Here is a 15,010-nt window from a genome sequence, read left to right as displayed (position 1 = left end):
CGCTGCGCGACCCCGGCGTCATCCCCGGCCGCCGCGGGCTGCCTCAGTCGGGCAGCGTGATCAGCACGACCGCCGCCACCGCGGTCCCGAGGCCCGTGACCTGGGCGCCGGCCAGCCGCTCGCGCAGCAGCACCTGGGCCAGGACGACGGTGCTGACCGGGTACAGCGAGGCCAGCACCCCGGTGACGGCCAGCTGACCGTCCTGCTGGGTGGCCAGGAGGAACAGCGCGTTCGCCGTCATGTCGCCGATCCCGGACAGCGCCACCAGCGGGAGCGCCGGCCGGCCGACCCGCAGCGAGTGCCCCGCGAGGACGGCGACGGCGACCACGAGGCACACCGACGCCAGCCGTCCGGTGACCAGCGGCGTCACCCCGGAGCCCGCCGACGTGCGGTCGAGGAACACGAAGAAGACGCCGAATGCCGCTCCGGCCGCCAGCGCGGGACCCAGGCCGGCCGGCCGGGCCGCCCGCAGGCCCGCCAGGCCGTCCTCGGCGGACACCAGCACCACGGCGCCCAGCGCCAGGACGATGCCGGCCGCGGCCAGCGCGCCGATGCGCTCCCCGCCGGCCAGCCCGACGAGGACCGGGACCGCGGCCGCCGTCACCGCCGTCACCGGGGCGATCACGCTCATCACCCCGGAGGCCAGGGCGCGGAAGAAGACGACCAGCCCCGCGGACCCGGCCAGGCCGGCGGCCGCACCCCAGGCCAGGTCGGCCGGGCCGACCCGGCCACCGAGCCAGGGCAGCACCGCCAGCAGCACGACCAGGCCGACGGCCTGCGACAGCGCGACCACGCCGAACGCCGAGGCCCGCCGGCTGGACAGCCCGCCGAGGAAGTCCGCCGCGCCGTAGACGACGGCCGACGCCAGCGCCAGGACCACCGCCACGCCGCCCCCTCCTTCCGGTGCGCACCAGCGGCGCGCACCGCAGTCGTTGTAGCACCCGGCGGCGCGCCCCCCGGCCGGGCACGGGGCCGCGCGGGACCGCCCGCGGAACCCGGGCGCGCGGCAGGCCGGCCCCCGGGCAGAATGGCCTCCCGTGTCTGGCGCCAACGACCCCTACGACCCCAAGCAGGTCGCTGCGCTGTCCCCGGAGGCCCTCGACGCCGCCGTGCGCGCCGCGACCGACGCCTTCGCCGCCGCCGCGGACCTCGACGCGCTCGCCGCGGTCCGCCCGGCGCACCTGGGTGACCGCGCCCCGGTGCTGCTGGCCCGCCGCGAGCTCGGTGCGCTGCCCCCGGCCGCCCGCGCCGAGGCCGGCAAGCGCGTCAACGCCGCCCGGGTGGCCGTCACCGAGGCCCACACGGCGCGGCTGGCGGAGTTGGAGGCCGAGCGGGACGCCCGGGTGCTGGCCGAGGAGCGGGTCGACGTGACGCTGCCCTGGGACCGCACACCCCTGGGCGCCCGGCACCCGATCACCACGGTCACCGAGCGCATCGCCGACGTCTTCATCGGGATGGGCTACGAGATCGCCGAGGGGCCCGAGCTCGAGGCCGAGTGGCTGAACTTCGACGCGCTCAACACCGGCCCGGACCACCCGGCCCGGTCGCTGGCCGACACCTTCTTCGTGGCCCCGGAGGACTCCGGCCTGGTGCTGCGCACGCACACCAGCCCGGTGCAGGCCCGCACGATGCTGGAGCGCCGGCCGCCGATCTACGTCGTGGCCCCCGGCCGGGTGTACCGGACCGACGAGCTGGACGCGACGCACACCCCGGTCTTTCACCAGGTCGAGGGCCTGGCCGTGGACCGCGGGCTGACCATGGCGCACCTGCGCGGCACGCTGGACCACCTGGCCCGCGCGCTGTTCGGCGCGGACGCGCGCACGCGCTGGCGGCCGCACTTCTTCCCCTTCACCGAGCCGTCGGCGGAGTTCGACGTCTGGTTCCCCGAGCACCGCGACGGCCCGCAGTGGGTGGAGTGGGGCGGCTGCGGGATGGTGAACCCCCGGGTGCTGACCGCCTGCGGCGTCGACCCGGAGGAGTACACCGGCTTCGCGTTCGGCATGGGCATCGAGCGCGCCCTGCAGTTCCGCTCCGGCGTGGGGGACATGCGGGACATCGTCGAGGGCGACGTCCGGTTCACCGCGGCCTTCGGGGTGCAGGCGTGAGGGTCCCGGTCAGCTGGCTGGCCGAGCTCGTCGACCTCCCCGCGGGGACCACGGTCGAGGACCTGGACGCCGCGTTCGTCCGGCTCGGCCTCACCGTCGAGGACGTGCACCGCCCGCCGACCACCACCGGGCCGCTGGTGGTCGGCCGGGTGCTGGGGATCGAGGAGCTGACCGGCTTCAAGAAGCCGATCCGCTACACCCAGGTGGACGTCGGGGAGAGCGCTCCCCGGGGCATCGTCTGCGGCGCCCGGAACTTCGTCGTCGACGACCTGGTCGCCGTCGCGCTGCCCGGCGCGGTGCTGCCCGGCGACTTCGCCATCGCCGCCCGGAGCACCTACGACCACGTCTCCGACGGGATGATCTGCTCCTCCCGCGAGCTCGGCGTGGGCGAGGACCACAGCGGGATCCTGGTCCTCGGGCACGGGGACGGCGACGCGGCCACCCTGGTGCCCGGTACCCCCGCCGGCCCGCTGGTGGGGCTGGACGACGTCGTGCTGGACCTGGAGGTCACCCCCGACCGCGGCTATGCCATGTCCATGCGCGGCATCGCCCGCGACCTCGCCGGCGCGCTGGGCGTCCCCTGGCGCGACCCGGCGGACCTGACCCTGCCCGCCTGGTCCGGCGACCCCGGCTGGGCGGTCACGGTCGCCGACCCGGCCCGCTGCGACCGGTTCGTCATGGTGGCGATGGAGGGCCTCGACCCGGCCGCACCCAGCCCGTGGGAGCTGCGACGCCGGCTGGCCCAGTGCGGCGTCCGCAGCATCTCGCTGGCCGTCGACGTCACCAACTACGTGATGCTCGAGCTCGGGCAGCCGATGCACGCCTTCGACCGGGACACCGTCGACGGCCCGATCACCGTCCGGCGGGCGGCCGCCGGCGAGCGGCTCACCACCCTGGACGGCGCCGCCCGCCCGCTGACCGACGACGACCTGCTGATCACCGACGGCTCGGGCCCGATCGGCCTGGCCGGCGTGATGGGCGGCGCGAGCACCGAGATCGGCGACGGGACCACCGCGGTGCTGCTGGAGGCCGCCCACTGGGAGCCCACCGGCATCTCCCGCGCCCTCCGCCGACACAAGCTGCCCAGCGAGGCGGCCAAGCGCTTCGAGCGCGGCACCGACCCCGACGTCCCGCTGGTCGCGCTGGCCCGGGCGGCGGCGCTGCTGGCCGAGCACGGCGGGGCCCGGGTGGCCGGCGGTCCGGTCGACGTGGACGCGCGCGGCCCGCGGCCGGTCATCCAGCTCGACGCCGGGTTGCCCGGCCGGATCGCCGGGGTCGACTACCCGCGCGAGCAGGTCCTCGGCGCGCTGGCGACGATCGGCGCCACGGTCGAGGCCGACGGCGACCGGCTGGCGGTCACCCCGCCGTCCTGGCGCGGCGACCTCACGGACCCGGCCGACCTGGTCGAGGAGGTCGTCCGGCTGGCCGGGCTGGACGGCATCCCGTCGGAGCTGCCGACCGCGCCGACCGGCCGGGGCCTCACCGAGCGCCAGCGCCGCCGGCGCAGCATCGGCCGGGCACTCGCCGACGCCGGCTACGTCGAGGCGCCGTCCTACCCGTTCGTGGGCGTGCCGGCGCTGGACGCCCTGGCCCTGCCCGAGGACGACGACCGGCGGGCGCTGACCCTGCTGCGCAACCCGCTGTCGGAGGAGGCCCCGGCGATGCGCACCACCCTGCTGCCCGGCCTGCTCGCCACCCTCGCCCGCAACCTGGCCCGCGGGCAGCGCGACCTGGCGGTGTTCGAGCACGGTGCGGTCTTCCCCGGCGGCGTCCGCGGCCGGGCGCCGGTGCCCGGGGTCGACCGCCGCCCCGACGACGACGTCCTGGCCGCGCTGCTGAGCGCGGTCCCGGAGCAGCCCTGGCACGTGGGCGTGGTGCTGGCCGGCCACCGGGAGCCGCGCGGCTGGTGGGGCCCCGGCCGGCCGGCCAGGTGGGCCGACGCGGTCCAGGCCGCCCGGGTGGTGGCCGCCGCGGCCGGCGTCGAGCTGACCGTCCGGGCGGGGGAGCGGGCGCCCTGGCACCCGGGCCGCTGCGCGGAGCTGGTGGTGACCGCCGGCGGCGCCGAGCAGGTCGTCGGGTACGCCGGCGAGCTGCACCCGCGGGTGTGCGCCGCGCTGGAGCTGCCGGCCCGCACCTGCGCGATGGAGCTGGACGCCGACGCCCTGCCGCCGGCCCCGGTGCCGGTGGGCCCGCACGTGTCCACGTTCCCGCCGGTGCACACGGACCTGGCGGTGAGCGTGCAGACGACGACGCCTGCGATCGCCGTCGAGGCAGCGCTGCGCCGCGGCGCCGGTGACCTGCTCGAACGGATCCAGCTCTTCGACGTGTACACCGGCGAGCAGCTCGGCGAGGGGCAGAAGTCACTGGCCTACGCGCTCACGTTCCGAGCGCCGGACCGCACCCTGAACCGGGGGGAGGTGGCCGAGGCCGTGGCACGCGCGCTGGACCAGGCCGGCGAGCTGGGGGCGGTCCTGAGAGGTGAGGTGGGCAGTCATGGCTGAGCAGCTGTTGACCGGTCAGGTCGCGCTGGTCACCGGCGCGTCGGCGGGGATCGGCCGGCACCTGGCCGAGGGCCTGGCCGCCCAGGGCGCGACCGTCGTCGGCATGGCCCGGACGCCGGACCGCATCCAGGCCGCCATGCGGGAGGTCGAGCAGGCCACCGGCGCCCGCACGGTCTCCGTCGCCGCCGACGTCACCGACCCGGCGGCGGTGGACGGGATGATGGCCACCCTGCGCGAGGGCGGGTTGGGCCGGATCGACCTGCTGGTGAACAACGCCGGGGCGATCGACGCCGCGGAGGTGCCGCTGTGGGCGGCCGACCCCGACCAGTGGTGGCAGGTGGTGGAGAGCCAGGTCCGCGGGCCGTTCCTGCTCGCCCGCGCCGTGGTCCCGGGCATGGTCGCCGCGGGCGGCGGCCGGGTGATCGGCCTGGGCAGCGGCCTGGGCACCCGGGGCAGCGACGTCTACAGCGCCTACTCGGCCGGCAAGTCCGCGCAGATGCGGATCACCGAGGCGATCGACCTCGCCGGTTCCGCGCACGGCGTGCGGGCCTTCGACCTGGCGCCCGGGGTCATCGACACCGCGATGACCCGGGCGATGCCGATGCACGCCGGGCACACCGAGTGGACCCGGCCGGAGGACGTGGTGGCCCTCGCCGTGGCGATCGCCGCCGGGCAGCTGGACCAGTGGTCCGGCCGGTTCCTCCGGGCCGGCGCCGACGACCTGGACACGCTCCGGACGACGACGCCCGGCGGGGACGCCCGCCGGCTGCGGCTGCGGCCCTACGGGGACGACGACCCGATCGGCTGAGGAAGGACCCTCCTGCATCCGCCACTCGCAGGCTCGCGGCGGGGTCTGGCAGGAGGGCCGGGTTCAGAAGACGGTGGCCAGCGCCCGCGGGGCGATGTCCACGGCGACCGGCGTGCCCTGCTCCAGTTCGACCAGCTCGCCGTCGAGCTGGAGCGGCATCGGCGCCAGGGTGGTGAAGGCGTAGTGGGTGGCGCTGGGCTGCGGGCCCAGCCCCCGGGTCGCGGCCCGGACCGCGGTGGCCAGCACCCGCAGCTTGCCGGTGCGCCGCTGGGTGATCACCTCGAACCGGCCGTCGTCGGGACGGCCGCCGTCGCTCAGCGTCGCGTACTTGGCCATCCCGGTGATGTTGGCGAACAGCAGGCTGTCGATGGTGCGCCGCCGCCCGTCCTCCAGCCGGATGGGGAAGGGGCGGAACCGGGAGAAGCCGCGGACCACCGACAGGATCTCCCGCCAAGAGCCCTTGCCGCCCTTCTCCAGGTCGACGGCGATGACGGGGGTCAGCCCGACGCCGATGTAGGAGTGCGCGTACCGGGTCTGCGCCTCCGGTCCGCTGCCCAGCGTCAGCCGCAGCAGGTCGATCCGCCGGACGTCGCCGGCCACGATGGCGTCGGCCAGCGGGCGCTGCCGGGTCGTCCGGCGGTGGTCGTTGGCGTTCCCGGCGGCCCGCACCGCGCACACGGCCCGGTCGGTCCCGGCCTGCATGACGCCGTCGACGACCTCGTTGTAGCCGCCGTCCCCACTGACCGAGACCAGCAGCGGACGCCCGGTGCCGGCCGCCTCGCGGGCCAGCTCGCGGGCGTGCCCGGCGTACTGCGTGGGGCACATCTCCAGCGGGACGCCGGGCAGCCGCCGCGCCAGCTCGGCCCGGAGCTCCTCCGCCGAGTGCGGCGCGTCGCCCGTGCTGTGCGGGTTGAAGATGATCAGGATGCGGTCGAACGGGCTCACGGGGCGGGCTCCTCGGGACGGTCCGGACTCGTCGTGCTCGGTGGAGCGGGAGGCGGGCGGACCGGCACCATTCTCTGCCCTGAGCGGGGCCTGGGTACGCACCGGCACCCCGCTTTGCACGTTGATCCGGCATGGTGCATAGTCATGCAGCGTGAGCAACGGGCAGACGTGGACGGTCGGGGTCACCGGCGCCACCGGGTACGCGGGCGGTGAGGTGTGCCGGCTGCTGGCCGGGCACCCGGCGTTCCGCCTCACCGGGGTGCACGCAGCGTCGAGCGCCGGCCGACGCCTCGGTGAGTCCCAGCCGCATCTGCTGCCGTACGCGGACATGACCGTGCAGCCCAGCGACCCGGCGTCGCTGGCCGGCTACGACGTCGTCGTGCTGGCCCTGCCGCACGGGGAGTCCGCGGCCATCGCCGCGCAGCTGCCCGCCGACACCCTGGTCATCGACTGCGGCGCCGACCACCGGCTCAACGACCCGGCGGCCTGGGCCCGCTGGTACGGCGGCGAGCACCCCGGCACCTGGCCGTACGGCCTGCCGGAGCTCCCCGGCCTGCGCGAGCAGCTGCGCGGCGCCACCCGGATCGCCGTCCCCGGCTGCTACCCGACCTCGGTCACCCTGGCCCTCGCCCCGGCGCTGGCCGCGGGCCTCGTCCTCCCTGACGTCGTCGTGGTCGCCGCCAGCGGCACCTCCGGCGCCGGCCGCTCGGCCAAGCCGCACCTGCTCGGCAGCGAGGTCATGGGCTCGGCCAGCGCCTACGGCGTCGGCGGGGTCCACCGGCACACCCCGGAGATGGTGCAGAACCTGTCCCGGGCCGCGGGCGGCCCGGTCACGGTGAGCTTCACGCCCACCCTGGTGCCGATGAGCCGGGGGATCCTGGCCACCTGCTCCGCGCCGCTGGCCCCGGGCGTGGACGCCGCCGCGGCCCGGGCGGCCTACGAGAAGGCCTACGCCGACGAGCCGTTCGTCCACCTGCTCCCCGAGGGGCAGTGGCCCACCACGGCCGCGGTGCTGGGCGCCAACACCGTGGCGCTGCAGGTCGCCGTCGACCCCGACGCCGGCCGGCTGGTCGTCGTCGCCGCGGTGGACAACCTGACCAAGGGCACCGGCGGGGCCGCGCTGCAGTGCGCCAACCTGGCCCTCGGCCTGCCGGAGACCACCGGCCTGCCCGTGGTGGGAGTCGCACCGTGACCACCACCCATCCCCAGGGGTTCCGGGCGGCCGGGGTCGCGGCCGGGCTCAAGTCCACCGGCGCCCAGGACGTCGCCCTGGTCGTCAACGACGGCCCGGACGACGCCGCGGCCGCGGTCTTCACCACCAACCGCTTCCCGGCCGCCCCGGTGCTGTGGAGCCGCCAGGTGCTGGAGGCCGGCCGGGTCCGAGCCGTGGTGCTCAACTCCGGCGGCGCCAACGCCTGCACCGGCCCCGGCGGGTTCCAGGACACCCACGCCACCGCCGAGCACGTCGCGGCCGCCCTGGGCATCGGCGCGATCGACGTCGCCGTCGCCTCCACCGGGCTGATCGGCACCCGGCTGCCGATGGACCGGCTGCTCGCCGGCGTCACCGCGGCGGTCGGCGGGCTGTCCGCCGACGGCGGGGCGGACGCCGCCCGGGCGATCATGACCACCGACTCGGTGCCCAAGACGACCGTGCAGCAGCGGGCGGGCTGGAGCGTCGGCGGGATGGCCAAGGGCGCGGGCATGCTCGCGCCGTCGCTGGCCACGATGCTCGTCGTCCTCACCACCGACGCCGTCGTCCCCGCCGAGCTGCTCGGCCCCGCGCTCAAGGGCGCCACGTCGCGATCGTTCGAGCGGGTCGACTCCGACGGCTGCCTGTCCACCAACGACACGGTGCTGGTGATGGCCAACGGCGCCAGCGGGGTCACGCCCGGCCCGGAGGAGTTCGCCGAGGCGCTGGACGCCGCCGCCCTGGACCTGGCCATGCAGCTGCTGGCCGACGCCGAGGGGTCGACCAAGGACATCGCGATCACCGTCCGGAACGCCGCCAGCGTGACCGACGCGCTGACCGCCGGCCGGGCCTGTGCGCGGAACAACCTGCTCAAGACGGCGCTGTTCGGCAACGACCCCAACTGGGGCCGGGTGCTCGCCGCGATCGGCACCACCGACGCCGCGTTCGCCCCTGATCAGGTCGACGTGACCATCAACGGGGTCACCGTCTGCCGGGGCGGCGCCATCGGCGACCCGCGGGAGGGCGTCGACCTCACCGGCCGGGCGATCACCATCGACGTCGACCTGCGGGCCGGCGCCGAGGAGGCCACCATCTGGACCAACGACCTGTCCCTGGCCTACGTGCACGAGAACTCGGCGTACTCGACATGAGCACCGCACAGGACCCCACCCCGCCCGACGTGGCCCCGGACCTGGCGTCCCCGCTACGGCGGAAGATCGGCACCACCCGGGTCATGCGCACCGACGACCCCGAGGGCGACCGCGCGAAGGTCGCCGTCCTCACCGGCGCGCTGCCCTGGCTCAAGGAGTTCCACGGCCACGTCGTGGTGGTGAAGTACGGCGGGCACGCCATGGTCGACGAGGAGTGCCGGGTCGCCTTCGCCGAGGACATGGTCTTCCTGCGCACCTGCGGCATCCACCCGGTGGTGGTGCACGGCGGCGGCCCGCAGATCAGCAGCATGCTGGACCGCCTGGGCATCGCCAGCGAGTTCCGCGGCGGGCTGCGGGTCACCACCGAGGAGTCCATCGAGGTCGTCCGGATGGTGCTCACCGGCCAGGTCGGCCCGGAGGTGGTCGGGCTGATCAACCAGCACGGCCCGCTGGCCGTCGGGCTGTCCGGTGAGGACGGCGGGCTGTTCACCGCCGCCCGCACGCACGCGATCGTCGACGGCGAGCCGGTGGACGTCGGCCTGGTCGGGGACGTCGTCGCGGTCGACCCGGCCCCGGTCACCGCGCTCATCGAGGCCGGCCACATCCCGGTGGTGGCCACCGTCGCCCCGGACGCCACCGGGCAGGTGCACAACGTGAACGCCGACACCGCCGCCGCGGCGCTGGCCGTGGCACTGGGGGCGGTGAAGCTCGTCGTCCTCACCGACGTCGAGGGGCTCTACGCCGACTGGCCCGACCGCGACTCGCTGGTCGAGCAGATCGACGCCGCCGAGCTGGCCGAGATCCTGCCCGACCTGGACGCCGGGATGATCCCGAAGATGGCCGCCTGCCTGCGGGCCGTGGAGGGCGGGGTGGCCCGCGCCACCGTCGTCGACGGCCGGCTGCCGCACGCGCTGCTGCTGGAGATGTTCACCACCGAGGGGACCGGGACGATGGTCGTCCCGGCCGCACCGACACAGGAGGAGGGGACGGCGCCATGACGCACACCGAGGAGCTGGCCTCCCGCTGGTCGGCGGTCATGATGGGCAACTACAAGACCCCGCCGGTGGCCCTGGCGCGCGGCGCCGGGGCGACCGTGTGGGACGTCGACGGCCGCGAGTACACCGACCTGCTCGGCGGCATCGCCACCACGATCCTGGGCCACGCCCACCCCAAGGTGGTCGAGGCGATCACCGCCCAGGCGCAGACGCTGGGGCACGTGTCCAACCTGGCCATGCACGAGCCAGGGGTGCGGCTGGCCGAGCGGCTGCTGGAGCTGGCCGGCCGGCCGGGGCGGGTCTTCTTCTGCAACTCCGGCGCCGAGGCCAACGAGGCCGCGTTCAAGATCAGCCGGCTGACCGGCCGGCCCGAGGTGGTCACCGCGGTCGGCTCCTTCCACGGCCGCACCATGGGCGCGCTCGCGCTCACCGGGCAGCCGGGCAAGGCCGACGCGTTCGCGCCGCTGCCCGGCGGCGTCCGCTTCGTGCCCTACGGCGACACCGAGGCGCTGCGCGCCACGGTGGGGGAGCAGACCGCGATGGTGCTGCTCGAGCCGATGCTCGGCGAGGGCGGCGTGCTGCCCGCCCCGGCCGGCTACCTGGCCGCCGCCGAGTCCGCCGCGCACGCGGCCGGCGCGCTGTCCGCCGTCGACGAGGTGCAGACCGGCACCGGCCGCACCGGGCACTGGTTCGCCCACCAGGCCGACGGGCTGCGCCCCGACGTCGTCACCCTGGCCAAGGCCCTCGGCGGCGGGCTGCCGCTGGGCGCCACCCTGGCCTTCGGCGAGGCCGCCGAGCTGATGACCGCCGGCGCGCACGGCTCCACCTTCGGCGGCAACCCGATCGCCGCCGCCGCCGCGCTCGCCGTCCTGGACACCATCCGCGACGAGGGGCTGCTGGAGCGGGCCAAGGAGATCGAGCACCGCTTCACCAGCGGCATCGAGGGACTCGGCCACGCCGGCGTCGAGCAGGTCCGCGGTCGCGGCGCGCTGCTCGGCGTCGTGCTCACCGCGCCGGTCGCCGCCGCGGTGGAGGCGCAGCTGCGCGAGGCCGGGTTCCTGGCCAACGCCGTGGCGCCCAACGTCGTCCGGCTGGCGCCGTCCCTGGTGCTCACCGACGCGCAGATCGACGCCTTCGTGACGGCGCTGCCGGCCGCGCTCGAGGTCGCCCTGGCGGACCAGCCGTGACCCGGCACTTCACCCGGGACGACGACCTCACCCCGGACGAGCAGGCCGAGGTCCTCGCGCTGGCCGCGTCGCTCAAGGCGAGCCGGCACACCGCCGCGGCCCCCACGCCGCTGCGCGCCCCCAACGGCGCGCCGCGCACCGTGGCGGTGCTGTTCGACAAGCCCTCCACCCGCACCCGGGTGTCCTTCTCCGTCGGCGTCACCGAGCTCGGCGGCGCGCCGCTGGTCATCGACGCCGGCACCAGCCAGCTCGGCCGCGGGGAGCCGGTCGAGGACACCACCCGGGTGCTGGACCGGCAGGTCGCCGCCATCGTGTGGCGGACCTTCGGCCAGGACCGGCTCGAGGCGATGGCCGCGGTCAGCCGGGTGCCGGTGGTCAACGCGCTCACCGACGCCTACCACCCGTGCCAGATCCTGGCCGACCTGCAGACCGTCGCCGAGCGGCGCGGCCGGCTGGCCGGGCTGACCTTCAGCTACCTGGGGGACGGCGCCAACAACATGGCGCACTCCTACCTGCTGGGCGGCGCGCTGGCCGGGATGCACGTGCGGATCGGCTCGCCGGAGACCTTCCAGCCCGACCCCGCCGTCCTCAAGCGGGCCGGGGAGATCGCCTCGGACACCGGCGGGTCGGTGCAGTGGACGGTCGACCCCGCCGCGGCCGCCGACGGCGCCGACGTGCTGGTCACCGACACCTGGGTGTCGATGGGGCAGGAGGACGAGCACTCCGCCCGCACCGCGCCGTTCCTGCCCTACGCCGTCGACGAGGCCGCGCTGGCCCGGGCCGCTGGCGACGCCGTCGTGCTGCACTGCCTGCCCGCCTACCGCGGCAAGGAGATCGCCGCCGCGGTCATCGACGGGCCGCAGAGCGCCGTCTGGGACGAGGCGGAGAACCGGCTGCACGCGCAGAAGGCCCTCCTGCTGTGGCTGCTGGAGCGGTCGTCGTGAGGCGACGACGATGACCGCGGCGCTCACCCGGTCGGCCCGGCACGCCCGGATCGCCGAGCTGATCGCCGCCGTCCCGGTCACCTCGCAGACCCAGCTGGGCCGGCTGCTGGCCGAGTCCGGCGTCGAGGTCACCCAGGCGACGCTGTCCCGGGACCTGGAAGAGCTCGGCGCGGTCAAGCTGCGCGGCTCCGACGGGGCGCCGGCCAGCTACGTGCTGCCGCCGGAGAACGCCCCGCTGCGCCCGGCGCAGGGGGCACCGGCCCGGCTCACCCGGATGCTCGGCGACCTGCTCACCGCCGCGGAGGGCAGCGCCAACCTCGCCGTGCTGCGCACCCCGCCGGGGGCGGCGCAGTTCCTCGCCTCGGCCCTGGACAAGGTCGGCCTCCCCGACGTCCTGGGCACCATCGCGGGGGACGACACTCTGCTGGTCGTCTCACGCGACCCGGCCGGGGGCCAGGCCCTCGCCGACCACCTGCTGGCCCTCGCCGCCGGCACACCGCCCGAGAACGACCCACTCCTGAAGGAGAACGCACCGTGACCGATCGTGTCGTCCTGGCCTACTCCGGTGGCCTGGACACGTCCGTGGCCATCGGCTGGATCGCCGAGGAGACCGGCGCCGAGGTGATCGCCGTCGCCGGCGACGTCGGCCAGGGCGGCGAGGACATGGACGTCATCCGCCAGCGCGCCCTGGACTGCGGCGCGGTGGAGTCCGTCGTCGCCGACATGCGCGACGAGTTCGCCGACGAGTTCTGCCTCCCGGCCCTGCAGGCCAACGCCCTCTACATGGACCGCTACCCGCTGGTCTCCGCGCTGTCCCGGCCGCTGATCGTCAAGCACCTGGTCGCCGCGGCGAAGTACCACGGCGCCTCGATGGTCGCCCACGGCTGCACCGGCAAGGGCAACGACCAGGTGCGCTTCGAGGTGGGCATCGGCGCCCTCGGCCCGGACCTGCAGGTGCTGGCCCCGGTCCGGGACTCCGGCATGACCCGGGACAAGGCCATCGGGTTCGCCGAGGAGCGCGGGCTGCCCATCTCCACGACGAAGAAGTCGCCGTACTCCATCGACCAGAACGTCTGGGGCCGCGCGGTGGAGACCGGCTTCCTCGAGGACATCTGGAACGGCCCGATCGAGGACCTCTACGAGTACACCGCCGACCCCGCGGTCGCCCGCGAGGCCGACGAGGTGGTGGTCGGCTTCACCGCCGGGGTGCCGACGACGATCGACGGCCGCCCGGTCACCGTCCTGCAGGCCATCGAGGAGCTGAACACCCGCGCGGGCGCGCAGGGCGTCGGCCGGCTGGACATGGTCGAGGACCGGCTGGTCGGCATCAAGAGCCGCGAGGTCTACGAGGCCCCGGGCGCGATGGCCCTGATCACCGCCCACCAGGAGCTCGAGGCGGTCACCGTCGAGCGCGACCTGGCCCGGTTCAAGCGGACCGTCGGGCAGCGCTGGGCCGAGCTGGTCTACGACGGCCTCTGGTTCTCCCCGCTGAAGCGGGCGCTGGACGCCTTCATCGCCGAGTCCCAGCAGCAGGTCTCCGGGGAGATCCGGATGACCCTGCACGGCGGCCGCGCGGTCGTCACCGGACGGCGCAGCGACGCCTCGCTGTACGACTTCAACCTGGCCACCTACGACACCGGCGACACCTTCGACCAGCGGCTGGCCAAGGGCTTCGTCCAGCTGTGGGGCATGCCGTCCAAGCTGGCGACCGCGCGTGACCAGCGGGTCGGCGGTACGTCGGCGTGACCTCGTCCGCGGGGGAGGGGTCCACCCGGCTCTGGGGCGGCCGCTTCGGCGGCGGCCCCAGCGCCGCGATGGCCGCCCTGTCGAAGTCCACCGACGTCGACTGGCGGCTCGCGCCCTACGACCTGGCCGGCTCCCGGGCGCACGCCCGGGTGCTGCACCGGGCGGGGCTGCTCGACGACGGCGAGCTGTCCGCCATGGTGGGTGCGCTGACCGAGCTGTCCGCGGAGGTCGCGGCCGGTACGTTCACCGCGGTCGAGGCCGACGAGGACGTGCACGAGGCGCTGGAGCGCGGCCTGCTGGGCAAGCTGGGCGCGCTCGGCGGCAAGCTGCGCGCCGGCCGCAGCCGCAACGACCAGGTCGCCACCGACCTGCGGCTGTACCTGCGGCACAACGTGCGGGCACTGGTCGCGGAGCTGGCGCACCTGGAGAACGCGCTCATCGCGCTGGCCATGCGCTACCGCGACGTCCCGGCGCCGGGCATGACCCACCTCCAGCACGCCCAGCCGGTGCTCATCGCCCACCAGCTGCTCGCCCACGCGCACGCCTTCGCCCGTGACGTGGACCGGCTGCGGGACTGGGACCGGCGGGCCGCGGTCAGCCCGCTGGGGGCCGGCGCGCTGGCCGGCTCCTCGCTGCCGCTGGACCCCGACGCCGTCGCCGCCGAGCTGGGCTTCGACCGGGCCGCGGACAACAGCATCGACGCGGTCAGCGACCGCGACTTCGCCGCCGAGTTCTGCTTCGCGGCAGCGCTGCTGGGGGTGCACCTGTCCCGGCTGGGGGAGGAGGTGGTGCTCTGGACGTCGACCGAGTTCGGCTGGGCCCGGCTGGACGACGCCTGGGCCACCGGTTCCTCGATCATGCCGCAGAAGAAGAACCCGGACATCGCCGAGCTCGCCCGCGGCAAGGCCGGCCGGTTCGTCGGCAACCTCACCGGCCTGCTCACCATGCTCAAGGGGCTGCCGCTGGCCTACGACCGGGACCTGCAGGAGGACAAGGAGCCGGTCTTCGACTCCGTCGAGCAGCTCCTGCTGCTGCTCCCCGCGGTCACCGGGATGACCGCCACGCTCACCCTGCGCCCGGAGGTGATCGAGGCCGCCGCCCCGCAGGGCTTTGCGCTGGCCACCGACGTCGCCGAGTGGCTGGTGTCCTCCGGGGTGCCCTTCCGCTCGGCCCACGAGATCAGTGGGGCCATGGTCGCCCACTGCGAGGAGGCCGGGCTGGAGCTCCACGAGCTGGACGACGCCCAGCTGGCCTCGATCGACGAGCGGCTGACCCCGGACGTGCGCTCGGTGCTCACCGTCGCCGGCGCGCTGGCCGCCCGCAGCACCCGCGGGGGGACGGCGCCCGGCCGGGTCGCCGAGCAGCTGACGTCGCTGGCCGAGCTGGCCCGGCAGCACGCGGACTGGGCGTCGTCCTCACCGGTGGCCGCCGTCCTCTGA

The 15,010-nt window shown here is 75.7% G+C and carries 13 protein-coding genes; 11 read left to right on the top strand and 2 right to left on the bottom strand.

Annotation, left to right across the window (positions count from 1 at the left end; genetic code table 11):
• Window positions 1–43 precede the first annotated feature (43 nt).
• A complete protein-coding gene (locus tag ACWIX6_RS13330; protein WP_448612910.1) occupies window positions 44–886 on the bottom strand; it encodes an EamA family transporter in 843 nt (280 codons plus the stop codon).
• Between the two features lie 151 nt (window positions 887–1,037).
• Here ACWIX6_RS13330 and pheS point away from each other — a divergent pair, with 151 nt between their 5' ends.
• From pheS to ACWIX6_RS13315, 3 genes are read left to right on the top strand one after another with little or no spacing between them, the layout of a single operon-like run.
• Entirely contained in the window at window positions 1,038–2,105 is a 1,068-nt protein-coding gene (gene pheS / locus ACWIX6_RS13325; protein WP_448612909.1) for a phenylalanine--tRNA ligase subunit alpha, read from the top strand.
• Window positions 2,102–4,606: a phenylalanine--tRNA ligase subunit beta gene (pheT, locus tag ACWIX6_RS13320; protein ID WP_448612908.1), complete on the top strand. Its 2,505-nt coding sequence runs from the start codon at window positions 2,102–2,104 to the stop codon at window positions 4,604–4,606. The genes pheS and pheT overlap by 4 nt, the downstream gene beginning before the upstream one ends.
• On the top strand, window positions 4,599–5,414 hold the full coding sequence (locus ACWIX6_RS13315; protein ID WP_448612907.1) for an SDR family NAD(P)-dependent oxidoreductase: 816 nt from the start codon (window positions 4,599–4,601) through the stop codon (window positions 5,412–5,414). Before pheT ends, ACWIX6_RS13315 begins: the two co-directional genes overlap by 8 nt.
• Window positions 5,415–5,477: 63 nt before the next feature.
• Here the strand turns inward: ACWIX6_RS13315 and ACWIX6_RS13310 are convergent, their stop codons facing one another.
• On the bottom strand, window positions 5,478–6,359 hold the full coding sequence (locus ACWIX6_RS13310; RefSeq protein ID WP_448612906.1) for a diacylglycerol/lipid kinase family protein: 882 nt from the start codon (window positions 6,357–6,359) through the stop codon (window positions 5,478–5,480).
• Window positions 6,360–6,510: 151 nt separating this feature from the next.
• Between ACWIX6_RS13310 and argC the strand changes: the two genes are divergently transcribed.
• Genes argC through argH form a run of 8 tightly spaced genes read left to right on the top strand, consistent with a single transcriptional unit; the run spans window position 6,511 to window position 15,010 of the window.
• On the top strand, window positions 6,511–7,551 hold the full coding sequence (gene argC / locus ACWIX6_RS13305) for an N-acetyl-gamma-glutamyl-phosphate reductase (protein WP_448612905.1): 1,041 nt from the start codon (window positions 6,511–6,513) through the stop codon (window positions 7,549–7,551).
• Complete coding sequence (gene argJ / locus ACWIX6_RS13300; protein WP_448612904.1) at window positions 7,548–8,699, top strand: bifunctional glutamate N-acetyltransferase/amino-acid acetyltransferase ArgJ; 1,152 nt, start codon at window positions 7,548–7,550, stop codon at window positions 8,697–8,699. The genes argC and argJ overlap by 4 nt, the downstream gene beginning before the upstream one ends.
• On the top strand, window positions 8,696–9,697 hold the full coding sequence (argB, locus tag ACWIX6_RS13295; RefSeq protein WP_448612903.1) for an acetylglutamate kinase: 1,002 nt from the start codon (window positions 8,696–8,698) through the stop codon (window positions 9,695–9,697). Before argJ ends, argB begins: the two co-directional genes overlap by 4 nt.
• The gene (locus ACWIX6_RS13290; protein ID WP_448612902.1) at window positions 9,694–10,881 is read left to right on the top strand and encodes an acetylornithine transaminase; all 1,188 of its coding nucleotides are present in this window, start codon (window positions 9,694–9,696) and stop codon (window positions 10,879–10,881) included. The genes argB and ACWIX6_RS13290 overlap by 4 nt, the downstream gene beginning before the upstream one ends.
• Complete coding sequence (gene argF / locus ACWIX6_RS13285) at window positions 10,878–11,825, top strand: ornithine carbamoyltransferase (RefSeq protein WP_448612901.1); 948 nt, start codon at window positions 10,878–10,880, stop codon at window positions 11,823–11,825. The genes ACWIX6_RS13290 and argF overlap by 4 nt, the downstream gene beginning before the upstream one ends.
• A 10-nt stretch (window positions 11,826–11,835) precedes the next feature.
• The gene (locus ACWIX6_RS13280; RefSeq protein ID WP_448612900.1) at window positions 11,836–12,363 is read left to right on the top strand and encodes an arginine repressor; all 528 of its coding nucleotides are present in this window, start codon (window positions 11,836–11,838) and stop codon (window positions 12,361–12,363) included.
• Entirely contained in the window at window positions 12,360–13,571 is a 1,212-nt protein-coding gene (locus ACWIX6_RS13275) for an argininosuccinate synthase (protein ID WP_448612899.1), read from the top strand. The genes ACWIX6_RS13280 and ACWIX6_RS13275 overlap by 4 nt, the downstream gene beginning before the upstream one ends.
• Window positions 13,568–15,010: an argininosuccinate lyase gene (gene argH, locus ACWIX6_RS13270; protein ID WP_448612898.1), complete on the top strand. Its 1,443-nt coding sequence runs from the start codon at window positions 13,568–13,570 to the stop codon at window positions 15,008–15,010. The genes ACWIX6_RS13275 and argH overlap by 4 nt, the downstream gene beginning before the upstream one ends.

It is taken from the genome of Modestobacter sp. URMC 112, assembly GCF_053502575.1.
This window is presented reverse-complemented; position numbering and strand designations above follow the sequence as displayed.

What these genes read in the sequence shown, in the direction of transcription:
- ACWIX6_RS13280 (WP_448612900.1), top strand. Translation starts at nt 11,836, where the DNA reads ATGACCGCGGCGCTCACCCGGTCGGCCCGGCACGCCCGGATCGCCGAG.
- argB (WP_448612903.1), top strand. Translation starts at nt 8,696, where the DNA reads ATGAGCACCGCACAGGACCCCACCCCGCCCGACGTGGCCCCGGACCTG.
- ACWIX6_RS13315 (WP_448612907.1), top strand. Translation starts at nt 4,599, where the DNA reads ATGGCTGAGCAGCTGTTGACCGGTCAGGTCGCGCTGGTCACCGGCGCG.
- ACWIX6_RS13290 (WP_448612902.1), top strand. Translation starts at nt 9,694, where the DNA reads ATGACGCACACCGAGGAGCTGGCCTCCCGCTGGTCGGCGGTCATGATG.